The following is a 25,925-nucleotide window of genomic DNA, read 5'->3' on the forward strand; positions in this document are numbered from 1 at the left end:
GGGCGCGCCGTCGCGGGCGCTAGCGTCCGATCGCCGCCGTGGTCACGTCGTCGAGCACCTGACGGCCGATGCCGATGAGCGCGAGGTTCCGGAAGGACTCGGTGCCGTGGTCGAAGTAGCTGTTGTGCCCGACGACGCCCTGCAGGCCGCCCTCGGCCGAGACGCCCGCGGATCCGGGCGTGCCGCCCACGTCGAAGCCCTCCGCGCCGAAGCGCGGGCTGCCGGGGTCCGAGCCGAACCAGCTCGACCCGACCACCGGATCCCACGGCGCCTGGCCGACGAACACGCGGCCGGCGGGCACCGCCAGCTGGGACGCCGTGCGCACGCCGCCGCCCGGCGAGCCGACGACGGCCAGCGCGTCCACGGCGGCCCGGCCGCTCGACAGCGCGAGCAACGCCGCCGTCGAGCCGTAGGAGTGCGCGATGACGGCGAGGTGCGGCGGATCCTCGCGGCGGAGGCCCTGGATCCCCTGGATCGCGCCCTCCAGGTACGCCGCCCCCTCCTCGGCGAGGTCCAGCGTGCCGATGCCGAGGAGGTCGGGCGTGCGGTAGCCGATCCAGGCGACGGAGGCCGCACCCGTGCCGCTGCCGCTGCCGCTGCCGCTGCCGAGCAGCGTCGCCTGCTGCTGCTGGAGGCGCGCGGCGACATCCGTCCAGTCGACGAGGCGGTCGGACACCGAGTAGTACATGCCGGGCACGACGATGTCGACGTAGGACGCGGTCGCGAGGTCGCCCATCACGACGCCGGCGCGGCCCGGCCACGCCGCGTCCAACGCGAGGAGGGAGCGCGCGGGACCGCCGGGCTGGGGCTCGAGCGCCTCCCGCACCTGCGCGAGCAGCCGGAGGTCCCGCCCGAGCGCGCGCTGCGCCCCGCGCCCCGGCGTGGCCGCCGCCGTCGCGTGCAGCTCGCGCTCCCGCTGGTCGAGGTAGCGGCGGTTCGCCGCGTCGCGCTCGGCGAACGGGACCCCCTCGAGGTTCCCGACCAGCTCGGGCATGCCCTCGGCGAGGGCACGGCGCTCGGCGGGCGCGAGGGCCGACCACCAGGCGACGACGCCGGACACCGAGGGCGGGCGGCGGATGAGCTCGCGCACGGTGTCGGGGATCGCCCGGGCCAGGCGGCGCAGGTCGGGGACGTCGAGCGCCGGGAGCGCGCCGAGGAGGGCGACCGGCGAGGTGCCGCGGAGCGCCGCGTCGGACACGCCGGCGTCGCGGAGCTGCGCCACCACGCGGGCCGAGCTCGGCAGGTGCGCGCCCGTCGCGGGATCCGCCGCGTCCGGACCCGCGAGCACCGCGGGCGGACCGGGTGCCGCCGCCGCCGGAGCGGCGGGCACGACGACGGACCCGACCAGCCCGCAGGCGATGGCCGAGGCGATGAGCATCACGCGGACGCGAGACGACACGGTTCGAGAGCCCCCAGTGACCCGGCGCGGGCGGACCGGCGCCGGAGGGTGGCGGGCCCTGCGCCGACGCGCTCCCCCATGCTATCGGCGCGGGGAGCGCCTCGGGAGGCCGGATCAGGCGGGGTCGGCTCTGCCGCCCGCCGCCTCGTCCGGAGCGACCGTCGCGGACCGGTCGGCTTCCGCGTCGAGGTCGGGGTCGGTGCCGCCCGAGGCCGCATCGCCGTCCGCCGTCTCCGGTACGGCGTCCGCCGGAGCCTTCCGCTTCCGCGCGCGCTTCGGCTTCGGCTCGGCCGTCGCGTCGGCGTCGTCCGCCGCCGCCGTCGCGGGATCCGCCGGCTCGGCCTCGGGCAGCGCGATGGCATCCGGCCCCTGCTCCACGAGCAGGCGGAACTCGGCGGCGTCGATGATGCGGACGCCGAGCGCCTCGGCCTTGCCGAGCTTCGAGCCCGCGCCGGGGCCGGCGGCGACGTAGTGCGTCTTCTTGCTGACGCTGGACCCGGCCTTGCCGCCGGCCGCCATGATCGCCTCGAGCGCGCCCTCGCGGGTGTACCCCTCGAGCGATCCGGTGGCGACGACCGTGAGGCCCGCGAGCACGCCGCCCGCGGCCGCCGCGGCACCCGGCCCCGGGTGCCCGGGGACGGCGGTGACGACGCCGGCCCCCTCCCAGCGCTCCACGATCTCCCGGTGCCAGTCGACCTCGAACCAGTCGAGCAGGGCGTCGGCGATGATGCCGCCCACGCCGTCGACGGCCGCGAGCTCCTCGCGGCTGGCGGCGCGGATCGCGTCGAGCGAGCCGAACCAGCCGGCCAGCGCGCGCGCGGCGACCGGGCCGACGTGGCGGATGCTGAGCGCGACGAGGATGCGCCAGAGGTCCTGCGTCTTCGCCTTCTCGAGGTTCTCGAGCAGCACCTCGGCCGACTTCGACGGCACGCTGTCCGCGTCGCCCCACGGCGCGGCCGGGTCGAACGCGCCGTCGCGCTTCTGCCGGCGGCGCCGGAACGGGGTGACCCGCTTCGCCTCGCCCGTCCTCTCGTCGACCTTGACCATGCCGGTCTCGGCGTCGCGGACGACGACCGTGATGGGGACGAGGTCGGCCATGGTCAGCTCGAAGAGGCCCGCCTCGGTCTCCAGCGGCGGGTCCTCCGGCTCGAGCGGCTGCGTGAGGGCGGCCGCCGCGACCTCGCCGAGGCCCTCGATGTCGAGCGCGCCGCGGGAGGCCACGTGCTCGACCCGTCCGCGCACCTGCGCCGGGCAGCTGCGCGCGTTGGGGCAGCGCAGGTCGATGTCGCCCTCCTTGGCGGGGCGGAGCGGCGTGGAGCACTCGGGGCAGAGCGTCGGCATGACGAACTCGCGCTCGGTGCCGTCGCGGAGCTCCACGACCGGGCCGAGCACCTCGGGGATGACGTCGCCCGCCTTGCGGAGCACGACCGTGTCGCCGATGAGGACGCCCTTGGCCTTGACGACCTGCTGGTTGTGCAGCGTGGCCTGGCGCACCTCGGATCCGGCGACCTCGACCTTCTCCATGACGGCGAACGGCGTGGCCCGGCCGGTGCGGCCGACGCTCACGACGATGTCGAGGAGCGTGGTGTTGACCTCCTCGGGCGGGTACTTGTACGCGGTGGCCCAGCGCGGCGCGCGGCTGGTGGCGCCGAGCTCCTCGTGGAGCCCGAGGTCGTCGACCTTGATGACGATGCCGTCGATCTGGTGCTCAACCTCGGCGCGGTGCGCCCCGTGGCGGCGCACGAACGCCACGACGTCGGTCATGTCGTCAAAGACGCGGAAGTGCGTGGAGATGGGCAGGCCCCAGCCGGCCAACAGACCGTAGACCTCGGACTGCGCGGACACGTGCGCGTCGCGCTCGAGCTCCCGGACGGGCCACGCGCCGATGCCGTGCACGAGCATGCGGAGGCGGCGGATGCGCGCGTGCATGAGCTCGAGGCGCGCGGCGGTCTTGCCCTCCTCCTTCTGCCGGAGGGACCCGGCGGCGGCGTTGCGGGGGTTCGCGAAGACGCGCTCGCCCACCTCCAGCTGCCGGGCGTTGAGCTCGTCGAACTCGGCGACGGGGAAGAAGATCTCGCCGCGCACCTCGACGAGCGGCGGGTGGCCGGTGCCGGCGAGGCGCTCGGGGACGGTGCCCATGGTGAGGACGTTCTGCGTGACGTCCTCCCCGACGACGCCGTCGCCGCGCGTGGCCGCCGTGACGAGGACGCCGTGCTCGTAGCGCAGGTTGATGGCGAGCCCGTCGATCTTGAGCTCGCTGAGGTAGCGCACGCGGCCGCTCCCGGCGTCGCGCTCGACCTTCGCCGCCCACTCGGCGAGCTCCTCCTCGCTGAACACGTTGTCGAGGCTGAGCATGCGCTCGGCGTGCGTGACGGGCGCGAAGAGCGTGGTCTCCGCGCGGCCGCCGACCCGCTGGGTGGGGCTGTCCTGGCTGCGGAGCCCGGGGTGCGCTTCCTCGAGCGCCTCGAGCTCGTGCACGAGCGCGTCGTACTCGGCGTCGCTGACGGTGCTCGCGTTGCCCTCGTAGTACTCGTCGCGGTGGCGCTCGATCTCGGCGCGCAGCTCGTCGACGCGCGCGGACGCGGCCGCGACGTCGGGTGGCGTGGTGGCGGGGACGGCGTCGTCCGCGGCGGCGGCGGCGGATCCGGTCGTGGTGGCGTCGCTCATGGCCCCGTCACTCCCCCGCCGTCGCGCCGACGAGCTCGGATCGCGCGGGCGGCCGCGCGTCGGCGACGGCGCTCACGGTGCGGTCGATGGTGACCTGGCCGAGCACGCGCGTGCCGGCGTAGACCACGGCGGTCTGCCCGGGGGCGACGCCGAGCAGGTGCTCTCGCGGGGTGATCACGAGCTCCACGATGCCGTCGACCACCGACACCGCGGCGCGCGCGGGGACGGGGTCGGCGTGGGCGCGGATCTGCACGTCGCAGTCGAACGGCTGGTCCGGGCGCGTGGGCGGCGTCCCCGCCCAGGTGAACGCGGACCCGGCGATCTCGCGGATGGCGAGCGCCTCCTGCGGCCCCACGACCACCGTGTTGTCCTTCGGCCGGATCTCCAGCACGAACCGCGGGCGCCCGTCGGCGGCGGGCGTGCCGATCGCGAGTCCCTTGCGCTGCCCGACCGTGAAGGCAGCGGCGCCGGCGTGCGTGCCGATCACCGCCCCCGCGCTGTCGAGGATGTCCCCCTGCTCCGCCCCCACGCGGTCGGCGAGCCAGCCTCGGGTGTCGCCGTCGGGGATGAAGCAGATGTCGTGGCTGTCGGGCTTCTGCGCGACCTGGATCCCGCGCGCCGCCGCCTCCGCGCGCACCTCCGCCTTCGAGGGCGTCGACCCGAGCGGGAAGTACGAGTGCGCGATCTGCTCGGCCGTCAGGACGCCGAGGACGTACGACTGGTCCTTCGCCCAGGCGGCCGCGCGGTGCAGCTCGGGCTCGCCGTCGGGTCCCGGGAGGACGTCGGCGTAGTGGCCCGTGCAGACGGCGTCGAAGCCGAGGTCGAGCGCCTTCTCCAGGAGCGCGGCGAACTTGATCCGCTCGTTGCAGCGCATGCAGGGGTTGGGCGTGCGGCCCGCCTGGTACTCGGCGACGAAGTCGTCCACGACGTCGGCGGCGAAGCGCTCGGAGAAGTCCCACACGTAGAAGGGGATCCCGAGCAGGTCGGCGGTGCGGCGCGCGTCCATCGAGTCCTCGATCGTGCAGCAGCCGCGGGATCCGGTGCGGAGCGTGCCCGGCATCCGGCTGAGCGCGAGGTGCACGCCCGTCACGTCGTGCCCGGCGTCGACGGCGCGGGCGGCGGCCACGGCGGAGTCGACTCCGCCACTCATCGCTGCGAGGATCTTCACCCCGTGAGCCTACGCGCCGCCCGGCCCGCGAGGCCCGCCCGCGCGGCGCGCGCGACGGCGTCCGGCAGGGCCGCGAGGAGCGCGTCGACGTCGGCGTCGGTGGTCGTGCGGCCGAGCGTGAAGCGGAGCGCGCCGCGGGCCTCGTCCTCGGGGACGCCCATGCCGAGGAGCACGTGCGAGACCTCGGGCACGCCGGCCTGGCACGCGGATCCGGTGCTCACCGAGACGCCCGCCATGTCGAGGAGGAGGAGGAGCGAGTCGCCCTGGCAGCCGGCGAAGGTGAGGTGGGCGTTGCCGGGGAGGCGGCCGGCGGGATCCGGGTCGCCGCGGAGCACCGCGCCCGGGACGTCGCGCAGCGCGGTCTCCACGAGCCGGTCGCGGAGGGCCCGGAGCCGGACGCGCTCGGCGTCGAGCTCGGCGACGGCGAGCGTGACGGCCACGGCGAACGCGACGGCGGAGGCGGCGTCCTGCGTCCCCGAGCGGACCTGCCGCTGCTGGCCGCCGCCGTGGATCTGGGCGTCCACCCGGGCCTGCCGCGCGAGCACGAGCGCGCCCACGCCCACCGGGCCGCCGACCTTGTGCGCCGAGACGCTCACCGCGGAGACGCCCGCGTCGCGCCAGCGGCGGAAGGGGACGGGCATGTGCCCGAGGGCCGCGACCGCGTCGACGTGCACGGGGACGCCGTGCGCGCGGGCGAGCGCCGCCAGCTCCTCGACGGGCTGGATCGTGCCGACCTCGTTGCTCGCGGCCAGGAAGGTGAGCAGGGAGACCGACGCGGGGTCCGCGGCGAGCGCGGCGCGCACGGCGCCCACCTCGATGCGTCCGAGCGCGTCGATCGGCAGCCGCTCCACGACAGCGCCGCGGCGCTCGAGCCACGCGACCGTGTCGACCGTGGCGTGGTGCTCGCCGTCCGGCACGAGGATCCGGGTGCGCCGGGGGGGATTCTCCGCCGCGCGCGCGCCGTGCAGGCCCTTGATCCCGAGGTTCACCGCCTCCGTGCCGCCGGAGGTGAGCACGACCTCGACAGGATCCGCGTCCAGCGCCCGCGCGATCTGCTCCCGCGCCTCCTCGAGCACGCGCCGCGCCTCCTGGCCGTGCGAGTGGATGGAGGACGGGTTCCCCACCAGCGTGAGCGCCCCGGCGAGCGCGGCGATCGCCTCCGGCCGCATCGGGGTGGTCGCGGCGTGGTCGAGGTAGACCGTCATGCCCCTACCCTAGGTCGCATGCCGCGCCCCGGATCGCCCGAGCCCCTGGGGCTGACGCTCTCCGACCAGGGCGGCACGCTGCGCCTCGTCAGCCACGGCGCGTCCGCCGTGGAGCTCACCGTCTCGGCCGTCGACGACCCCCGGCGGGTGGTCGAGGCCGTCGCCATGGAGCGCGGGGACGGCGGCGTGTGGACGGGGTCCAGCGCGCGGCTCGTCCCGGGCACGGCGTACTCGGTGCGCGTCGACGGCGACCCCGCGCCCGGCGACTCCTTCGACCCGACGAGGCACCTCCTCGACCCGTACGCGCGCGGCCTCGTGCAGGTCGGCCCCGCCGCCTGGCGCTCGGTCGTCACGAGCGACGTGCCCGCTGCGGAGCGGGCCGCCCGCCGGGCCGCGCGACCCGACGTCCCGCGGGACCGGCAGGTGCTCTACGAGCTGCACGTCCGCGGGTTCAGCAAGCTCGACGAGCGGCTCCCGGAGGAGCTCCGCGGCACGTACGCGGGCCTCGGGCACGAGGCGTCCGTCGCGCGCCTGGTCGACCTCGGGATCACGACGGTCGAGCTCCTGCCCGTGCACGCCTCCACGAGCGAGGAGCGGCTGCGCGCGCAGGGCCGGATCAACCACTGGGGCTACAACACGCTCGCCTACCTGGCGCCGCACGCGCCCTACGCGACCCGGCGTGCGCGCGATGCGGGGGCGGATGCCGTCGCGGCCGAGTTCCGCGGCATGGTCGACGCGCTGCACGCGGCCGGGATCCAGGTCGTGCTCGACGTCGTCTACAACCACACGGCCGAGGAGGGCGCGGACGGGCCCGTCACGAGCCTCCGCGGCATCGACGGCTCCCGCTACTACCGGCACGCGCCCGACGGCACGCCCATCGACGTGACCGGCTGCGGCAACACGGTCGACCTGTCCCGGCCGGACGCGCAGCGCCTCGTGCTCGACTCGCTCGAGCACTGGTCCGACGTGATGGGCGTGGACGGCTTCCGGTTCGACCTCGCCGTGACCCTCGGCCGCGACGAGCACGTCGACTTCGACCCCGACCACCCGCTCCTCCGCGCCATCGTCGAGGACGAGGCGCTCCAGGGCCTCCTCATGATCGCCGAGCCGTGGGACGTCGGCATGGGCGGGTGGCGCACCGGCGGGTTCGGATCCGGGTGGAGCGAGTGGAACGACGGCTACCGCGACCGCGTCCGCGACTTCTGGCTCACCGACGTCGGGGAGGCCCGCCGCCAGGGGCGCGCGCCGAACGGCGTCGGGGCGCTCGCCTCGTGCCTGGCCGGATCCTCGGGCACGTTCACCGCCGACCGCGGGCCGCTGGCGTCGGTGTCCTTCGTCACGGCCCACGACGGGTTCACCCTCGCCGACCTCACCTCGTACGACCGCAAGCACAACAGCGGCAACGGCGAGTCGAACCGCGACGGGACGGACGCGAACCGCTCCTGGAACCACGGGGTGGAGGGCCCGACGCACGACGCCGCCGTCCTGGCCGCCCGCCGCCGGACCTCGCGCAACCTCATCGCGACGCTGCTGGTGTCGGCCGGGATCCCCATGCTCACGATGGGCGACGAGCGCGGCCGCACCCAGCGCGGGAACAACAACGGCTACTGCCTCGACAACGAGGCCACGTGGCTGCACTGGGACGAGGACGCGTGGCGGCTCGACCTGCACGCGACCACGCGGCACCTCCTCCGCATCCGCCGCGAGAACCCGGCGCTCCGGCCCGTGCGCTACGCCTCCCCCGACGCGCTCGTGCCGAGCGCGTCCGTGCTCGCCTGGCGGGACGCGGACGGCGCGCCCATGACGGACGCCGCGTGGGAGTGGACGGCCACGCGCACATTGCAGTGGATCTCCACCTCCACCCCCGAGACCGAGGAGCCGAGCACCGTGCTCGTCGTGGTGCACGGCCTCGAGACCCGCCAGGCCGTGACGCTGCCCGCGCACGACGGCGTGACCGCCTGGCGGCTGCTGTGGACGAGCGAGTGGGAGCGGCCCGAGGTCGCGACCGCGGACGACGCGCCCGGGGACCGGGTCGAGGTCGACGGGCCGGCGCTGCGGATCTACCGCGCCGGCTGAGGGCGCTCGCCCGGGATCCCGGGCCGGCCGCGGCCGTGGCGGGCGTCCGCCGGTCCCGGCGCCCCCGGCCGAGGCCGGCGCGGTTGGCGTCGTCCGCCTCCCGTGTGCTCTGCTAGTGGGACCGCACGATCCGTCGCGCCCCCCGCGCTCGAGAACGAGGACGCCGCCCGTGACCGAAGACTCCCCCGCCCCCCGCGCCGACCACGACCGCCGCCCCACGACGCCTGCCGGACCCGGGCGCCGGCGCACGCTGACCCGACGCGCGCTGGTCGCGGGCGGCGGCCTCGCCGCGCTGACCGCGGTGGCCGCCGTCGCGGGCTGCACGACGACCCCGCGCCCCGCGCCCCCCGCTCCGCGCCCCTCGGGAGGAGCCGCGGCCCCCGGCGTCGCGGCCTCCGCGGTGGCCATCACGGAGTCCGGCGGCCCCGCCATCGAGCCGATGACGTACGCCCCGGACGACGCGCTCGCGGGCTTCTACGCCCTGCGCGACCGCGTCGGCGAGCGCCGCCTCACGATCGGCGTGCTGGGCGACAGCATCGCCGAGGGCCAGGGCGCCTCCTCGATCCAGCACGCGTACTCGGCCCAGCTCCGCGAGCGCCTGCGGGTCGCGTACCCCCCCCCCTCCGGCGCGCGCGGAGGCCTCGACTACATCGCCTCCCGGCACCAGATCACGGTGCCCGCCGACCAGGGCTTCGCCTTCGCGGGCACGCCGACCGCCGGCGCCCGGCACGGCTGGGGCCGCCGCGTGATCCTGCTCTCGGAGGACACGGGCCCCGGGTCCTACACGGCGCGCTTCACCTCCGCCCGCGTCTGCTGGTGGGCGCCGTCGCTCGAGGCCGCGATCACCGTGTCCATCGACGGGGGCGCACCCGAGACCGTCCGCGCCCAGGCGCCCGGCTCGCTCACGTGGACGAGCCCGCAGCTGGAGTCCGCGGAGCACACCGTGACCGTGGAATGGGCGGGCGGGAGCCCCGAGCTCGAGGGCGCATGGCTCTTCGACGGCGACGAGGACCGCGGCGTGCACGTCATCGACGGCGGCAACTCGGGGTCGCAGCTGTGGCAGCTGTCCGAGAAGGCCCGGCCGGACGGCGTGAGCACGTGGATCTTCTCCGCGAAGCGGTTCGAGCTGGACCTGTGGATGCCGGAGCACCTGATCAACGACGTGGTCGTCCGCACGCCCGAGGAGGTGCGGTCGGACGCGGCCGTGCTGATCGAGCTGATCCGGTCGAAGAGCGAGGCGCCGATCCTGTTCACCCCTCCGTACGAGCGCACGACGATGCCCGTCGCGGGCACGACCTGGCAGGACTACATCGCCGCGCTGCGCGACGCCGCGTCGGAGGACCCGCTCGCCGACGTGTTCGAGATCGGCGCCCACATCCCGCGGCTCGTGGGCGAGGGCGCCTCGGACCCGTACGGCTGGTTGGGACCGGACAACCACCCGAACGACAAGGGCTACGCGCGCTTCGCCGAGGTCCTCGCCGCCAAGCTGTCCGCCACCCCGGCGTGAGCCGCGGCGGGCCGACCGGCGGCGCGCGGGATGTCCCGCGCGCCGCCGGTCGCCGTCGGCGTCACGCTCAGCTCGCGACCGCGACCAGCCCCGGCTCCGCGCTCGACGCCAGCAGCTCGTGCCGCGGGACCACGCGCACGGTGTAGCCGAAGGGACCGGCGCTCGCGAGCGGGACGGTGCCGACGTACTCCTGCTGTCCGCCGGATCCGCCGACGGGAGCGAGCGCGTGGCGCACGACGTCCGTGAGCACGTCGCCCTCGCCCGTCCGCCCGTGGACGACCTCGACCGTGACGTCGTCGACGTCGAGCCCGCCGAGCGCGATCCAGGCGCGGACCCGCAGCTCGTCGCCCACCTGCGCCTGCTGCGCGACGCCCTCCGACTCGACGTGCGCGACCTGCACGGACGGCCAGGCCGCCGCCACGCGTCCCCGCCACGCGGCGAGCTCCCGGGCCCGCGCGTGGTCGTCAGCCGCGACGATCCGCTGCGCCCGGCCCGCCGGCACGTACAGCCGCTCGACGTACTCGCGCACCATGCGGTCGGCGCTGAGCTCGGGCGAGAGCGTCCGGAGCGTGTGCCGGATGTCGTGCACCCAGCCCGTAGGCACCCCGTCGGCGTCGCGCTCGTAGAAGCGCGGCGCGATGCGGTTCTCGATGAGGTCGTAGAGCGCCGTCGCCTCCATCGCGTCGCGCTCGGCGCCGTCATGGGCCCGGTCGGCGGAGGGGATCGCCCAGCCGTTGACGCCGTCGTAGTACTCGTCCCACCAGCCGTCGAGGATCGACAGGTTGAGCGCGCCGTTGAGCGCCGCCTTCATGCCGGACGTGCCGCAGGCCTCGAGCGGCCGCAGCGGGTTGTTGAGCCACACGTCGGTGCCCGGGTAGAGCAGCTGCGCCATGCCGATGTCGTAGTCGGGCAGGAACACGAGCCGGCCGCGGATCTCCGGCTCGCCCGCGAACCGCACGAGCTCCTGGATGAGGCGCTTGCCCTCGTCGTCCGCCGGGTGCGACTTGCCCGCGACGACGATCTGCACGGGCCGGTCCGGGTCGGTGAGGATCCGGCGGAGGCGCTCCCGGTCGTGGAGCATGAGGGTCAGGCGCTTGTACGTGGGCACGCGGCGGGCGAAGCCGATGGTGAGCACCTCGGGGTCGAGCACGTCCTCCAGCCACGCCGGCTCGACCGCGCCCGGGTTCTGCTCGCGCCAGGCGCGCGTGACGCGCCGTCGGGCGTCGGCGACGAGCTGGCGGCGCATGCGCCCGCGCACGTCCCACAGGTCGCCGTCCGTCACCGTGGGATCCGACCAGTCGGCCTCGGTGGTGTCCCACGTGCCGAGCCGCTCGCGGGCGAGCGACATGAGCATCGGATCCGTCCACGTGGGCGCGTGGACGCCGTTGGTGACGCTCGTGATCGGCACCTCCTCGGTGTCGAAGCCCGGCCAGAGGCCCGAGAACATGCCCCGGCTGACCTCGCCGTGCAGCTGCGAGACGCCGTTGGCGCGCTGCGCCAGGCGGAGGCCCATGAGCGCCATGTTGAACACGCCCGGGTCGCCGCCGTCGTGCGCCTCCGCGCCGAGCTCCAGGACCCGGTCGGCGGGCACGCCCGGCAGGAGCGCGTCCGTCACGTGCGCGCGGACGAGCCCGACGTCGAACCTGTCGATGCCCGCGGGCACCGGCGTGTGCGTCGTGAAGACCGTGCCGGCGCGCACCACCTGCAGCGCCTCGTCGAAGTCCAGGCCGTCGGCCATGAGAGCCTGGACCCGCTCGAGCCCGAGGAAGCCCGCGTGGCCCTCGTTGGTGTGGAACACGCGCGGCACCGGGGATCCGGTGACGCGGGAGTGCGCCGCGATGGCGCGGACCCCGCCGATGCCGAGCAGCAGCTCCTGGTGCAGCCGGTGCTCGCCGCCGCCGCCGTAGAGGCGGTCGGTGACGCCGCGGAGGTCGTCGTCGTTCTCGGGCACGTCCGTGTCGAGGAGCAGCAGCGGGATCCGCCCGACCCGCGCGGTCCAGACGCGCGCGTGCAGCGTGCGGCCGGCGGGCAGGCCCAGTTCGACGTGCACGGGCGCGCCGTCGGCGTCGCGCAGCACCTGGAGCGGCAGGCCGTCGGGGTCGAAGACGGGGTACGTCTCCTGCTGCCAGCCGTCGGAGGAGATCCCCTGGCGGAAGTAGCCGGAGCGGTAGAAGAGGCCGACGCCCACGAGCGGGACGCCGAGGTCGGAGGCGCTCTTCAGGTGGTCGCCCGCGAGGATGCCGAGGCCCCCCGAGTACTGCGGCAGCGCGGCGGCGATCCCGAACTCGGGCGAGAAGTAGCCGATCGCCTCGGGCACGTCCCCCTCGAGGGACTGGTACCAGCGGGGCTCCCGCACGTAGGCGCGGAGGTCGGCGCGCTGCTCCTCCGCCCACGCGACGAAGCCCGCATCGGCGGCGAGCTCGCGGAGCCGGTCCTGGTCGACGGCGCCGAGCAGCGCGACGGGATCGTGTCCGGTCCCCTCCCAGAGCTCCGGGCTCACGTGCGCGAACACGCGGCGGGTGGGCTCGTACCAGGACCACCTCAGGTTGCCGGCGAGCTCGTCCAGGGCGGACAGCTCCTCCGGGAGGACGGCGCGGACGGTGAACCTGCGGATGGCCTTCACGGGACTCCCTCGGACCGGAATGCGGCGGGCGGACCCGCGCGGATGCGACCCGAGCCTAGGGGCGCGGGGTGCGCGGCACCAGGGCCCTGGAGCCGGACGGCATCCGGCCGGACAGGCGGCGTCGGACGGGCGGCGGTCGTCCGAACGGCGTCCGTCGCCGCCGCGTCGAGCGACAGCCGCCGGGCGCACGGGCTACGGTCGAACAGTGACCACACCCCAGGACGGACCCGATCCCCTCCCCCGCCCGGTGCGCGGCCGTGCAGCCCGCAAGCTCGCCAAGGCCCAGAAGCTCCAGGACGCCCAGAAGCCGCCCGAGCCGCGGCCCCCGCTGATCCCCGAGGCCCCCGCGCAGGAGGCGCCGGCACCCCAGGCGCCCGCCGCGCCTCAGCCGCCCGTGGCCCAGCCGCCCGTGGCGCAGCCCGCCGCGCCGGAGGCGGCTGCCAGCCCCGCGGCCCCGCCCGCCCCGCGCCATGCCGCGCCGGACGCCGAGGTCGACGCGAAGCCGGCCGTCGTCGAGCACGCCGCCCCTGCCGTGCACGCGGCCGCGCCCGACGGGGCCGCCCCGTCGTCCGCCGCGGACGACGACTACCTGCCCGTCATCGGCCGCATCCCGATCCTGTCGCTCACCCCGCAGATCGAGGACGACCTCTGGCCCGCCAAGAGCTTCGTCCACGACGTCGTGCCCTTCGGCGCCACCGTCTTCCGCGAGGGCCACGACCTCATCGGCGCCGACGTCGAGCTGACCGACCCGTCGGGCGCCGTCACGTCGCACCGCATGGCGCTCGACCTGACGAAGCCCGGCCTCGACCGCTGGACCACCGCGGTCCAGCTCGAGACGCAGGGCGTCTGGACCTGGCGCGTCAGCGCGTGGTCCGACGACTTCGGCACGTGGCTGCACAACGCCGAGATCAAGGTCCCCGCGGGCCTCGACGTCGACGTGATGCTGGCCCTCGGCGCCGAGGTGCTCGAGCGCGCCGCCGCCGACGACGCCCGCGGCGACGACGACCGGAGCGTGCTCCGCGCGGCCCTCGCGGGCCTCGCCGACACCGCCGGCACCGCCGAGGAGCGCCTCGCCGCCGCCACCTCCCCCGAGGTGCTCGCCGCGATCGAGCGCGTGCCCGTCCGCAGCCTGGTGACCCCCTCGCCCGAGCGCACCATCGTCGTCGAGCGCGAGCGCGCGGCCGTCGGCTCCTGGTACGAGTTCTTCCCCCGCTCCGAGGGCGCCGTCGAGCACGAGGACGGCTCCTGGACGAGCGGCACGTTCGCCACCGCCGCCCGCCGCCTCCCCGCCATCCGCGACATGGGCTTCGACGTCGTCTACATCCCGCCGGTGCACCCGATCGGCCGCACCAACCGCAAGGGCCCGAACAACACGCTCACCGCGGGACCCCACGACCCGGGTTCGCCGTACGGCATCGGCTCCGAGGACGGCGGGCACGACTCCGTCCACCCCGAGCTCGGCACCGTCGCCGACTTCCGCGAGTTCGTCCGCGCGGTCGCCGACCACGGCATGGAGCTCGCGATCGACATCGCGCTGCAGGCCTCGCCCGACCACCCGTGGGTCACCACGCACCCGGAGCTCTTCACGACGCTCCCCGACGGGTCCATCGCCTTCGCCGAGAACCCGCCGAAGAAGTACCAGGACATCTACCCGCTGAACTTCGACAACGACCCCGAAGGCAGCTACCGGGAGATGCTCCGCGTCATGCGGGTGTGGCTCGGCCTCGGCGTCAAGATCTTCCGCGTCGACAACCCGCACACCAAGCCGCTCGTGTTCTGGGAGCGCCTCATCCGCCAGGTGATGCGCGACGAGCCCGACGCGATCTTCCTCAGCGAGGCGTTCACCCGCCCCGCGATGATGCGCACGCTCGCCAAGATCGGCTTCCAGCAGTCGTACACGTACTTCACCTGGCGGAACACGAAGAAGGAGCTCGAGGAGTACCTCACCGAGGTCAGCCACGAGACGAGCGACTACCTGCGCCCGAACTTCTTCGCGAACACGCACGACATCCTCACGCCCTACCTGCAGTTCGGCGGGCGGGCCGCGTACCGGATCCGGGCCGCCATCGCCGCGACCGCGTCGCCGTCGTGGGGCATCTACTCGGGCTACGAGCTGATCGAGAACGTCGCGCGCCCCGGCGCCGAGGAGAACATCGACAACGAGAAGTACGAGTACAAGCCGCGCGACTGGGCCCGCCAGGAGGAGCTCGGCGGATCCATCGCGCCGGAGATCACGCGCCTCAACGAGATCCGCCGCCAGCACCCCGCGCTCCGCCAGCTGCGGAACCTCGACGTGCACTGGAGCGACGACGACTCGATCCTCGTGTACTCCAAGCACCTCGCGGCCGAGCACACCGGCACGGGCGAGGCCGACACGATCCTCGTGGTCGCGAACGTCGACCCGCACTCCGCGCGCGAGACGCAGGTGTACATCGATCCCACGCGCTTCGGCCTCGCCGAGGACGCCGTGTTCGAGGTCGAGGACCTCCTCACGGGCGACGTCTACACCTGGTCCACCTCCAACTTCGTCCGGCTCGACGCGTTCACGCACCCCGTGCACGTGTTCCGGGTGCACCCGACCGCATCGAAGGGATGACGGACATGACCGACACCACCCCCCAGCAGGACCCCCGCGACGACATCGCCGCGGACACCCGGGACGGCGCCGACGTGGTCGTGCCGCCCGCCGCCGAGGCCCGCCCCGAGGCCGGCGCCGACGTCGTCGTGACCCCGGCCGGGGATCCGTCCCCGGAGGCCGACGCGCCCGCCCGCTCCGACGACCCCGTCCGCCTCCCCGAGGTGGCCGACCACGACCTGCGCGCCGTCGCCGAGGGCGTCCACTCGGGCCCGCACGCGATCCTCGGCCAGCACCCCGTCGCGATCGACGGCGTGAGCGACGACCTCGTCGTCGTCCGGGCGCTGCGCCCGCTCGCCGACGGCGTCACCGTGATCCTCTCCACCGGCGCCCGCGTCGAGCTCGCCCACCTCGGTCACGGCGTCTGGCAGGGCGCGCACGTGCTCGGCCTGCAGGACTACCAGGTGGAGGCGCGCTACGGCGACGGCGGCACCTGGACCGCCGAGGACCCCTACCGATTCCTCCCCACCGTCGGCGACCTCGACCTCTACCTCTTCGGCGAGGGCCGCCACGAGCGCCTGTGGGACGTCCTCGGCGCCCAGCACCGCGAGCACTGGGGCGTCGCGCGCACCTACGTGGGCGTCTCCTTCGCCGTGTGGGCGCCGCATGCGCGGGCCGTCCGCGTCATCGGCGGCTTCAACGGCTGGTACGGCGTGCAGCACGCGATGCGCCGCCTCGACGCGAACGGCGTCTGGGAGCTGTTCGTCCCGGGCGTCGAGCCCGGCGTCTCGTACAAGTTCGAGATCCTCACGCAGGACGGCCGCTGGATCGAGAAGGCGGACCCCATGGCCCGCATGACCGAGGTCCCGCCCGCGACCGCGTCGCGCGTCGAGACGAGCGACCACACGTGGGACGACGGCGCGTGGCTCGAGCAGCGCGCGGCCCGCGACCCGCACGACTCCCCCATGAGCGTCTACGAGATGCACCTGGGATCCTGGCGGCCCGGCCTCGGCTACCGCGAGGTCGCCGGCGAGCTCGTCGCCTACCTGCAGGAGCTGGCGTACACCCACGTCGAGTTCCTGCCGCTCGCCGAGCACCCCTTCGGCGGCTCGTGGGGCTACCAGGTGTCCGGCTACTACGCGCCCACCTCGCGCTTCGGCAGCCCGGACGACCTCAAGCACCTCATCGACACGCTGCACCAGGCCGGCATCGGCGTCATCGTCGACTGGGTCCCCGCCCACTTCCCCAAGGACGTGTTCGCGCTCGCGCAGTTCGACGGCCAGCCGCTCTACGAGCACACCGACCCGCGCCGCGGCGAGCAGCAGGACTGGGGCACCCTGGTCTTCGACTTCGGCCACTCGCAGGTCCGCAACTTCCTCGTCGCGAACGCCCTGTACTGGTTCGAGGAGTTCCACATCGACGGCCTCCGGGTCGACGCCGTGGCCTCGATGCTCTACCTCGACTACTCGCGCGAGGAGGGCCAGTGGCTGCCGAACGTCCACGGCGGCCGCGAGAACCTCGAGGCGATCAGCTTCCTGCAGGAGGTCAACGCCACGGCGTACCGCACCCACCCCGGCATCGTGATGATCGCGGAGGAGTCCACGAGCTTCCCCGGCGTCACGCGCCCCACGAGCGAGGGCGGCCTCGGCTTCGGCCTGAAGTGGAACATGGGCTGGATGCACGACACGCTCGACTACTCGGCCGTCGACCCCATGTACCGCGCCTACCACCACGGCCAGATCACCTTCTCGATGGTCTACGCGTACACGGAGAACTTCCTCCTCCCCATCAGCCACGACGAGGTCGTGCACGGGAAGGGCTCGCTCGTCGGCAAGATGCCGGGCGACCACTGGCAGAAGCTCGCCAACGTCCGCGCCTACCTGTCGTTCATGTGGTCGCACCCGGGCAAGCAGCTGCTGTTCATGGGTCAGGAGTTCGGGCAGCCGTCCGAGTGGAGCGAGGAGCGCGGACTCGACTGGTGGATCCTCGACCAGCCCGTGCACCGCGCCCTCTTCGACCTCGTGGGCGCCCTCAACCGCACTTACGTCGACACGCCCGCCCTCTGGGCCCTCGACAACGATCCGGCGGGCTTCGAGTGGATCGACGCCGGGGACGCGGCGCAGAACGTCCTCGCGTTCCTCCGCCGCGACCGCGAGGGCAACCAGGTCGCCGTCGTGCACAACTTCTCCGGCGCGCCCATCTCGGGCTACCGGCTGGGGCTGCCGCAGGCGGGCGTGTGGGAGGAGATCCTCAACACCGACGCCGAGCAGTTCGGCGGATCGGGCGTGGGCAACCTCGGCGCCGTGCACGCGGGCGACGAGGGCTGGCACGGGCGTCCCGCCTCCGCGGAGCTCACGCTCCCGCCGCTCGCCGGCCTCTGGCTGCGTCTGCGCCAGGACCCGGCCGACCTCACGCCCGTCGAGGCTCCCGCGCACGCGGCACCGGATGCGGACGAGTCGCGCGTCGACGGAACGCCGTTCGGCGACGCCACCGACGCGGCCGACGTGCCCGTCCTGCCGCAGTCCGCGGAGGCGCAGCCGCCCGTCGAGGGCCTGTCGGCGACGGACGACGCCCTGGCCTCGGACGACGGCACCCCGCGGGTGCCGACGGTCTGACCGACCGCGACCGCGGACGACGACGGCGCCGCATCCCCTCGGGGGTGCGGCGCCGTCGTCGTCGGTCGTGCGGGGGGCGTCAGTAGAGCAGGCGCGTGAGGCGGCGTCGTGCCACGGCCACCCGCGGGTCCTCGAGCCCCACGACCTCGAAGTGCTCGAGGAGGCGCTGGCGCACGGCCTCGCGACCCTCGGCGTCGAGGCCCGGGAAGAGCGTCAGGAGCCGGTCGAACGCGTCCTCGACGTGCCCGCCGGAGAGGTCGAGGTCGGCGACGAGGAGCTGCGCGTCGACGTCGTCCGGCGCGGCCGCAGCAGCGCCGCGGATCTCGTCCGCAGCCGTCCCGTCGAGCCGGTGCAGGAGGCTGACCTGCGCGAGCCCCGCGACCGCGAGGGCGTCGCGCGGGTTCTGCGCGATCGCGGTGCGGTACTCCGCGGCGGCGGCGGCGTAGTCGCCCTGCTCGATTAACGCGTAGGCCTCGGCGTGGTGCGGCGGCAGCGGCTCCTCCACCGGGGCGGCGGGGGCGGCGGATCCCTCGGGCGCGACGGCCGTGCCGGTGACGCCGTTCTGCTGCGCGAGCTCCAGCACCTGCTGGATGACGTCGCGCACCTGGTCCTCGGGGATCACGCCGGCGAAGAGGCCGACGGGCCGTCCGCCGATGAGGGCCGCGACCGTGGGCACCGTCTGCGCCTGGAACGCCTGGCCGAGCTGCGGGCTCTGGTCGACGTCGATGCGCACGAGGAGCACGCGGCCGGCCTGCTCGGTGACGACGCGCTCGAGCACGGGTGACAGCTCGCGGCTCGAGGCGAGGCCGGTCGAGACCAGCTCCACGATGACCGGCACGATGCCGGAGATGTCCAGGAACTGCGTGAAGGTCGCGTCGTCCGCGGCCAGCACGAGACCGGGGACGTCGACGGTCTGCGGGGCGCCGGTCGCACCCGCCGGACCCGTCGGGGCGCCGGCCGCCGGGGCACCGGGAGCACCGGCCGCTGCAGCCGGGGCCTGCGCGCGGTTCACGAGCGAGGACAGGTCGACGGCGCCGCGGAGGCTCGCGGCGGAGGGGGGCACGTTCGTCATGGGAGCTCCTTGGCCGAGGTGATGTGGGTGCTGGACGCGTAGAGGCGGATCTTCTCGCCCGAGTTCACCGGGGGGACGTACATGAGCATCTGGGCCGTGCGCACGGTGTCGAAGCCCTTGGCCGAGTCGGTGAGTCCGGTGATCGCCTGGACCTCCGGGTTCGCGTTGACCTTCGCGCCCTCGGTGGTGGGCTTCGCCACGATGCCGAGCTGCACGGTCACGCTCACCAGCGCGCCGGACTCGACCGTGGACATCGCGACGGGCGTCGTCGTGTCCGCGGTGGCCGCGAACTCGACCGAGCCCGTCTCGCCGATGGACGCCGGGAAGTCGACCTTCCGCTTCGCGTCCTGCGCGCGCACGCCGTCGTCCGTCGGGTCGAACAGCCCGGCGTACTCGCTGGCGTCGCCCTTGTTCAGCACGTCCGCGTAGGCGGCCGAGAGCTGGTCGGGCTGCACGGTCAGGAGCTTCACGTCCGGTGCCAGGCGCGCGGCGCCGATGGCGGCCGGGGCCACGTCCGGGAGGGCGGCGGTGGTGGAGACGGGCATGGCGTAGAGCACGCGGTAGTTCTCCCGCGGGCTCTCCTGCACGAGCGTGAGCGACAGGGTCGGCGCGTCCTCGGTGTCGGGGTCCTTCACGACGGCGGCGATGGTGCGCGGCCAGGCGATCGTCGCCTGCGGCAGCGTCAGCTGGAGATCGCCCGCGGGGATGGCGGGGACCGCCGCGATGTCGGGCTTGGCCTTCCGCACCTGGTAGTCGGAGGTGCGCTCCTGCAGGGCGGGACCCGCGAACCGGGGCGCCAGCGTCGCGGCGTCGAGCGACTGGTCGGCCGCCGTGGCGACCTCGGAGACGCGGGAGACGATGCGCTCCGCCTGGTCCTCGGTGACGACGGGCGGATCCGCGTCCTCCGCCTCGCGGGCGGCGTCGAGGGACGAGGTGGGCGTCGGCGTGGCGGTGGTGCCCGCGCCGGCCGTGAGGTCCGCGGGGGCGCCCTGCGCGGTGCAGCCGCTCAGCGCGAGGCCGGTGACCACGAGGACGGGGAGGGCGACGAGGCTGCGGCGACCGCGTGCGCGCGGGGCGGGCGCGGATCCGGTGCCGGCGGTGAGCGCGGCACGTCGCGCGGCCGGGCCGATGCGCGGGATGCGCGGGCCGCCGCGCGGCGGGAGGTTGCGGCGCGGACCGCGGCTCCGGCGCAGGTGGCGGAGCGCGAGGAGGTAGAGGACGAGCCCCACGACCAGGAGCACGATGCCCCCGACCACCAGCGGGATCACCCAGGGCGACTCGCCCTCGGACGGCCACGAGACGGCGACGTCGGCGGGGGCCGGAGCCTGGCCGTCGGTCGCGAGGAGGACGCTGACGTCGTCCGGCAGCTTCGTGCTGAGGGACAGCTCGCCCTGGCCGGTCTGCTCGGAGAGCCAGAGGTCGGATCCACGGGGGTCGGTCACCGTGGACGTCGCCGCGGCGTCGGTGCCGGACCCCTCCGCGGGCGCGCTCGGGGTGGGCGTGGGGCTGGGCGCGGGCGTGGTCGCCTCGGGCTCGACGAGCTCGCTCGTCAGCGCGCCCTCGTCGTCCATCCCGATGCGCGTGTACGGGCTGCTGCCGACCCACGCGTCGACGTCGGTCGAGGGGGCGTAGGCGGCGAACAGCTCGCCTTCGCCGCGGACGACGGTGTCCTGCAGGCCCGGGTGCGCGTTGAGCGTCTTCCCGTCGAGGACCGTGTACGCGGCGCCGCCGGCGGAGGACGTGGCCGCGGTGATGCGGTCGGGTCCCGCCAGGAACGTGTGCTGGGCGATCCCCAGCCCGATCATGAGGGCCGCGACCACGAAGGTCGCGATCGCCAGGACGAATCGCACGGGTGTCTCCTCTCGTGTCGTCGCGCGCGGCCGCGTGGGTGGCGGTCGGGGTGCCGACCGCGCCGGCCGGCGAGCACGGGTGCTCGCGCGACGTTCCGCCGTGCTGCGGGCGGACCGGCGGCGGACGACGACATCGAAGGATACCGGACGACGCTGGGAGCGCCTCCCGGACGGCATCCCCGCGCCCGGGGCCGCGAGCGGCGACTCGGTAGGATCGGCACCTGCCGCGCCCCGCCCGGCGTCGGCGAGCCGCCCCGCGAAGGAGTCCCCGTGCCCCACGACGACACGCCGTTCAGCCCCGCCATGCGCGGCTACAACCGCGACGAGGTCGACCGGGCCGTCGGCGACCTGCGTCGCGAGCTCATCCGGTCGAACCAGCAGGGCGCCGAGCTGCGGGCCGAGGTCGAGCGCCTCCGCCGCAGCGAGCAGGAGCTGCGCGACGAGCTCGAGGAGGTCGGCAGCCCGACGTTCGCCGGACTCGGGAGCCGGCTCGAGGCGACCCTCCGCGTCGCCGAGGAGCAGTCCACGCGCCTCGTCGCCCAGGCCGACGCCGACGCCGCCCGGCTCCGCCGCTCCACCCAGGAGGAGACGGACGCGCAGCGGGCCGAGGCCGAGGCGACCGCGCGTCACCTCGTCGACTCCGCCCGCGCGCAGGCCGCGCAGATCCTCGACGCCGCGCGCCGCGAGGCCGACGACCTGCGCGAGCGCGCCGACGACCGGGCCGAGGGGCTCCGCAGCGACGCCGAGCGCGAGGCCGCGGCGCTCCTCCTGCGCACGCGCACCGAGGTCGCCGACCTCCGGGCCACCGCCGAGCGCGAGACCGACGCCCTGCGGGCCGAGGCCGCCCGCGAGGTCGCCGAGCTCCGCGCCCGCGTCGACCGCGAGACCGACGAGGCCCGACGCGACGCCGCCGACCTCGCCCGCGCGACCGCCCTCGGCCGCGGCGCCCTCGAGCGCGAGCTCGCCGACGCCCGGGCCCGGCACGACGAGGCCGTCGCCGAGGAGCGGGCCGACCTCGACCGCGACGTGCGGGAGACCGAGGAGCGGCTCCGCCTCGACGAGGAGACGCAGCGCTCCGCCCTGGCCCTGCTCGACGAGCAGACCCGCGCCGACCTCGACGGCGAGATCGAGCAGGCTCGCACCGACTGGGACCGCCAGCTGCAGGCGTCGCGCGACGACTTCGACCGCCGGATCCACGCCGAGCGCACCGCCTTCGACCGCGACGTGGAGGAGACACGTGCGGCCCTCGAGCGCGAGATCGCGGAGACGCGGGAGGCCCTCGAGCTGGAGGTGGCGACCATCCGCGGCGACCTCGCCCGCGATGTCGAGGAGGCGCGCACGGACCTCGCGCGCGACATCGCGCAGGGGACGGAGGCGCTCGACCGCGAGACGCGCGCGACGCGCGCCCAGCTGGAGCTCGAGGCGATCACCGCGCGCGCCGCCCTGGAGCGCGAGGTCGCCGACGCGGAGGCCCTCGAGGCCGACCGCCGCGAGGCCGAGCGTCTGCGCCTGGAGCGCGAGGCCGCCGCGGTGCGCCGCGAGCTCTCCGCGGAGGCCGAGGAGGCGCGCCTGCGCCTCAGCCGCGAGATCGAGCAGGGCCACCTCGACCTCGACGCCGAGATCACCGCGCGCCGCGACCACGACGCGCGCGACGCGGCCGAGCGCCAGCGCGACGCCGCCGAGCGCACGGCCGCCTACCTCGGGGAGGCGGAGGCACGGCTGCAGGAGGTCACGGCGCTCCTGGCGTCCACGCGCGAGGAGGCCGAGACGCTCGCGGTCGAGAGCCGCGAGGCCGCGCGGAAGGTCCGGGACGACGCCGACCACGACGCGCGCGCCGCCCTCGCCGACGCCGAGCGCCGCGCGCGCGAGTCGGTGGCGGACGCGGAGCGCCGTGCGCGCGAGACGGTCGCCGACGCGGAGGAGCGCCTGGACCGCATTAGGATCGAGCGCGAGGCGGTCGCCGCGTACCTCGAGAACGTCCGCGGCGTGCTGACCCAGGCCGACGACGCCTCCTCCTCCGACGATTCCCGCACCGTGCGCTGAGCGCGCTCCGACTCGGAGGCCCCGACGTGAAGATCCAGAACCCCTACCGCCTCGGCCTCCTCGCCGGCCTCGGCGTGCTCACCGCGCTGGTCATCGGCGGCGCGCTGGTCTCGCTCGGCACGGTGCTCACCTACGTCGGCACGGCGATCTTCCTGGCGCTCGGCATCGACCCCCTCGTCACGTTCCTCGAGCGCAAGGGCGTGCCCCGCCCGCTCGCGATCCTCGTCATCTTCCTGGTGCTCCTCGGGTCCCTCGCCGGGATCCTGCTCGCGGTGATCCCCGTCGTCGTCAACCAGGCGAGCGCGCTCGTCACCCAGATCGTGCAGTACGCGCAGAGCGTCAGCGGCGACCAGTTCATCGAGAACCTGCAGTCGTTCGTCCCGCGGGAGGTCTTCGACGTGCAGAGCGGCGCGGACCAGCTCATCGAGTACCTCTCGAACGCGTCCAACGTCGCGACCATCACCGGCAACGTCCTCACGGTGGCGTTCACCATCGGCAACGCCCTCTTCGGCATGGTCGTCATCGTGATCCTCACCATGTACTTCACGGCCTCGCTGAACTCCTTCAAGAGCGGCCTCTACAAGCTGGTCCCGGCCACCCGGCGCGCGCGCTTCGCCGACATCGCCGAGCAGATCACGCAGTCGGTCGGGCGCTACGTCACCGGGCAGGTCGGGCTCGCGCTCGTGAACGGCGTCCTCAGCTTCATCTACCTCAGCATCGTGGGCGCCTCGCTGCCCGCCGTGTGGGCGTTCATCGCGTTCCTGTTCTCGCTGCTGCCCCTCGTGGGCACGATCACGGGCTCCGCGCTCATCGTGCTGGGCCAGATCGTGCTGCTGCCCGAGTCGGTGAACACGTGGATCGCCGTGGCGGTCTACTACCTCGTGTACATGCAGATCGAGGCGTACGTGCTCAGCCCGAACATCATGAACCGCGCCGTCAAGGTGCCCGGCGTCGTCGTGGTCATCGCGGCGCTCACGGGCGGCACGCTGCTCGGCGTGCTGGGCGCGCTCATCGCCGTGCCGGTCGCCGCCGCGGTGCTGCTCATCATCCGGCAGGTCGCGATCCCGCTGCAGAACGAGCGCTGAGCGCGGCGGTCCGGGACGCGGCCTCCGGGCCGCGGGCCCCGCGGCGTCCGGCGGCTCGTTGGACGTCGAGCGGGAGCGTCAGCGGGCGAGCGGCCACTCGGTCGCGAGCGGGAGCGCCGCCGGGTTCACGGTGCGCACGATCTCGGTGAGGACGCGCGCCACCTGCGCCTCCCCCACCCACAGGTGCTTGGCGCCGTCCACGGCGAAGAGCTCCGCCTCGGGCACGGACGCGAATCGCTCACGCGCCTCCGCGGGCTGCAGGAAGTCGTCGTGCTCGGGGACGAGGATCACGAGGCGGCGCGGATCACCGTGCCAGGCGGCCACCTCGTCGGCCGTGGCGCGGTGCAGCGGCGGCGAGAGCAGGATCGCTCCCTCCACGGGGTGGGCGCGCCCGTGCTTCAGGGCGACCTCCGTGCCGAAGGACCAGCCGACGATCCACGGTGCCGGGAGCCCGCGCGCGGCCACGAGGTCCATGGCGGCCGCCAGGTCGTGCCGCTCGCCGTCGCCGCCGTCGAACGCGCCGTCGCTCGTGCCGCGGGCCGACGTGGTGCCGCGCGTGTTGAAGCGCAGCACGGCCAGGTCGGCCAGGGCGGGCAGCCGGAGTGCGGCCTTGCGCAGGACGTGGGAGTCCATGAAGCCGCCGGCCGTGGGCAGCGGGTGGAGCGTGACGAGCGTCGCGACCGGATCCCGGCCGGCGGGCAGCGCCAGCTCCCCCACGAGCCGCAGCCCGTCGGCGGTGACCAGCTCGACGTCCTCACGGCGGGCCGGCAGCTCGGTGGAGCTCGTGATGGGGCGGGGCGCGGTGTCCGTCATGAGACCTTCCAGCAGTGGGTGTGCCAGTGGCGGCGGGCGGCGAGGTCGCTCTCCTCGCCCATCATGCCGTCGGCGCGCCAGGCCACGACGTGCGCGTGGCCGGGCTCGATGTCGAGGGTGCAGCCGGGGCAGCGGTAGACCTTGAGCGCGCGCGCCGCCGAGACGGGCTGCACCTTCCACACGCGTCCCCGCCGGGTCTCCGTGCGCTGCGAGCCGCTGAGGAGCCGCGTGAGCACGTCCTCGTCCTCGTCCACCGGGCGGCGTCTCCCCCGGGGTCGGTTGCTGCGCGGCATGATCCGATCCTAGGCCGCACGCGGGACACCTCCCGCAGCCGGCCCCGGAGCAGGACGTCCGGACGCATGTGCGCCGGACGTCCGACCGTCAGCGCCAGTTCGCGATCAGTACCAGTTCTTGAGGACGCTGTGCGCCTTCGCGCCGCACGGGGAGCCGTAGCGCGCGTCGATGTACTGCAGGCCCCAGGTGATCTGCGTGGCCGGGTTCGTCTGCCAGTCGGCTCCGGCGGACGCCATCTTGCTGCCGGGCAGGGCCTGCGGGATGCCGTAGGCGCCGCTCGGGTTGTAGGCGTTGACGCGCCAGCCCGACTCCTTGGTCCACAGGTAGTCGAGGCAGGCGTACTGGTCGTCGCCCATGCCCTGCGACGCGAGGATGCTGCGGGCGATGCCCTTGGCGCTGCCGGGATCCGGGATCGCGACGGCGCCGCCGCCGCCACCGCCGGTGGACGGCTTCGCGCCGCCGGACGCCTTCGCGCCCGAGCCGGTGGCCGGCGCGGGCGTGGCCACGGGAGGCGGCGGGGGCGGGGGCGGCGGCGCGATCGACTTGAAGCCGGGCTCGATCTCGACGGCGGTGTCGACGCTGGCGACCTGCAGGGTCTGGGCGTCGGCGCGGGCGAGCTGCGCGACGGTGGTCTGGTACTCCTGGTACTGCGGGTTCGCGACGGCGCCGGACGTGGGATCCACCACGTTGACGAGCATGAACGCGGCCGCGGCCCCGAACGCGATCGTCGGGGCGACGACCCGCGAGAACGCGCTGCGTCGTCGCGGGACGGGCCTCGCGGCGGCGGTGAGCGGCGGACGAGGAGCGGGGACGTTCGTGTGGCTACCCATGACTCCGCCCGACTCTACCCAACCGCCACCCGATCGGCGAGTCCCTGTCCGGATCGGGGGCGTGCTGCCAGGGGCGGGTGACGGGGAGGGCGGGCCGCACGGC

Annotated in this window: 16 protein-coding genes; 6 read left to right on the forward strand and 10 right to left on the reverse strand. The window is 75.0% G+C overall.

Annotated elements, in window-relative coordinates:
* Positions 1–19: 19 nt before the first annotated feature.
* The 4 genes from QFZ62_RS03425 to QFZ62_RS03440 all read right to left on the reverse strand — a co-directional run bounded on the left by QFZ62_RS03425 (position 20) and on the right by QFZ62_RS03440 (position 6,439).
* On the reverse strand, positions 20–1,378 hold the full coding sequence (locus QFZ62_RS03425; RefSeq protein ID WP_307501697.1) for an alpha/beta hydrolase: 1,359 nt from the start codon (positions 1,376–1,378) through the stop codon (positions 20–22).
* Positions 1,379–1,513: 135 nt separating this feature from the next.
* Positions 1,514–4,066, reverse strand: coding sequence for an NAD-dependent DNA ligase LigA (ligA, locus tag QFZ62_RS03430; RefSeq protein ID WP_307501700.1), 2,553 nt, complete (start codon positions 4,064–4,066; stop codon positions 1,514–1,516).
* A 7-nt stretch (positions 4,067–4,073) separates the two neighbouring features.
* Positions 4,074–5,234, reverse strand: coding sequence for a tRNA 2-thiouridine(34) synthase MnmA (gene mnmA, locus QFZ62_RS03435; protein WP_307501703.1), 1,161 nt, complete (start codon positions 5,232–5,234; stop codon positions 4,074–4,076).
* A complete protein-coding gene (locus QFZ62_RS03440) occupies positions 5,231–6,439 on the reverse strand; it encodes a cysteine desulfurase family protein (protein ID WP_307501704.1) in 1,209 nt (402 codons plus the stop codon). Before QFZ62_RS03440 ends, mnmA begins: the two co-directional genes overlap by 4 nt.
* Positions 6,440–6,457: 18 nt before the next feature.
* On the opposite strand from QFZ62_RS03440, the gene QFZ62_RS03445 reads away from it, so the two are divergent.
* The gene (locus QFZ62_RS03445; RefSeq protein ID WP_307501707.1) at positions 6,458–8,515 is read left to right on the forward strand and encodes a glycogen-debranching protein; all 2,058 of its coding nucleotides are present in this window, start codon (positions 6,458–6,460) and stop codon (positions 8,513–8,515) included.
* A 169-nt stretch (positions 8,516–8,684) separates the two neighbouring features.
* On the forward strand, positions 8,685–10,022 hold the full coding sequence (locus QFZ62_RS03450) for a hypothetical protein (protein WP_307501711.1): 1,338 nt from the start codon (positions 8,685–8,687) through the stop codon (positions 10,020–10,022).
* 67 nt (positions 10,023–10,089) lie between these two features.
* On the opposite strand, the gene glgP is transcribed toward QFZ62_RS03450, so the two are convergent.
* The gene (glgP, locus tag QFZ62_RS03455; RefSeq protein ID WP_307501714.1) at positions 10,090–12,645 is read right to left on the reverse strand and encodes an alpha-glucan family phosphorylase; all 2,556 of its coding nucleotides are present in this window, start codon (positions 12,643–12,645) and stop codon (positions 10,090–10,092) included.
* Between the two features lie 589 nt (positions 12,646–13,234).
* Here glgP and QFZ62_RS03460 point away from each other — a divergent pair.
* Both QFZ62_RS03460 and glgB read left to right on the forward strand, forming a co-directional pair.
* Positions 13,235–15,241, forward strand: coding sequence for an alpha-1,4-glucan--maltose-1-phosphate maltosyltransferase (locus QFZ62_RS03460; protein WP_373425969.1), 2,007 nt, complete (start codon positions 13,235–13,237; stop codon positions 15,239–15,241).
* Complete coding sequence (gene glgB, locus QFZ62_RS03465; RefSeq protein WP_307501716.1) at positions 15,238–17,835, forward strand: 1,4-alpha-glucan branching protein GlgB; 2,598 nt, start codon at positions 15,238–15,240, stop codon at positions 17,833–17,835. Before QFZ62_RS03460 ends, glgB begins: the two co-directional genes overlap by 4 nt.
* 79 nt (positions 17,836–17,914) lie before the next feature.
* On the opposite strand, the gene QFZ62_RS03470 is transcribed toward glgB, so the two are convergent.
* Both QFZ62_RS03470 and QFZ62_RS03475 read right to left on the reverse strand, forming a co-directional pair.
* Positions 17,915–18,907, reverse strand: coding sequence for a tetratricopeptide repeat protein (locus QFZ62_RS03470; protein ID WP_307501720.1), 993 nt, complete (start codon positions 18,905–18,907; stop codon positions 17,915–17,917).
* Complete coding sequence (locus tag QFZ62_RS03475; RefSeq protein ID WP_307501723.1) at positions 18,904–20,757, reverse strand: hypothetical protein; 1,854 nt, start codon at positions 20,755–20,757, stop codon at positions 18,904–18,906. The genes QFZ62_RS03470 and QFZ62_RS03475 overlap by 4 nt, the downstream gene beginning before the upstream one ends.
* A gap of 270 nt (positions 20,758–21,027) precedes the next feature.
* Between QFZ62_RS03475 and QFZ62_RS03480 the strand changes: the two genes are divergently transcribed.
* Positions 21,028–22,800: a hypothetical protein gene (locus QFZ62_RS03480; protein ID WP_307501726.1), complete on the forward strand. Its 1,773-nt coding sequence runs from the start codon at positions 21,028–21,030 to the stop codon at positions 22,798–22,800.
* Positions 22,801–22,826: 26 nt separating this feature from the next.
* The gene (locus QFZ62_RS03485) at positions 22,827–23,885 is read left to right on the forward strand and encodes an AI-2E family transporter (RefSeq protein ID WP_307501728.1); all 1,059 of its coding nucleotides are present in this window, start codon (positions 22,827–22,829) and stop codon (positions 23,883–23,885) included.
* Between the two features lie 78 nt (positions 23,886–23,963).
* Here the strand turns inward: QFZ62_RS03485 and QFZ62_RS03490 are convergent, their stop codons facing one another.
* From QFZ62_RS03490 to QFZ62_RS03500, 3 genes are all read right to left on the reverse strand, one after another.
* Positions 23,964–24,698 (reverse strand): alpha/beta hydrolase, encoded by a 735-nt coding sequence (locus QFZ62_RS03490; RefSeq protein WP_307501730.1) that lies wholly within the window; start codon positions 24,696–24,698, stop codon positions 23,964–23,966.
* Positions 24,695–24,991 carry a hypothetical protein gene (locus tag QFZ62_RS03495; protein WP_307501733.1) on the reverse strand — a complete coding sequence of 99 codons (297 nt, stop codon included), beginning with the start codon at positions 24,989–24,991 and terminating at the stop codon, positions 24,695–24,697. Before QFZ62_RS03495 ends, QFZ62_RS03490 begins: the two co-directional genes overlap by 4 nt.
* Before the next feature lie 105 nt (positions 24,992–25,096).
* The gene (locus tag QFZ62_RS03500; protein WP_307501735.1) at positions 25,097–25,822 is read right to left on the reverse strand and encodes a hypothetical protein; all 726 of its coding nucleotides are present in this window, start codon (positions 25,820–25,822) and stop codon (positions 25,097–25,099) included.
* Positions 25,823–25,925: the final 103 nt, after the last annotated feature.

Origin of the sequence: Clavibacter sp. B3I6 (assembly GCF_030816895.1) — a bacterium.
In the GTDB taxonomy this organism is placed as follows: domain Bacteria; phylum Actinomycetota; class Actinomycetes; order Actinomycetales; family Microbacteriaceae; genus Clavibacter.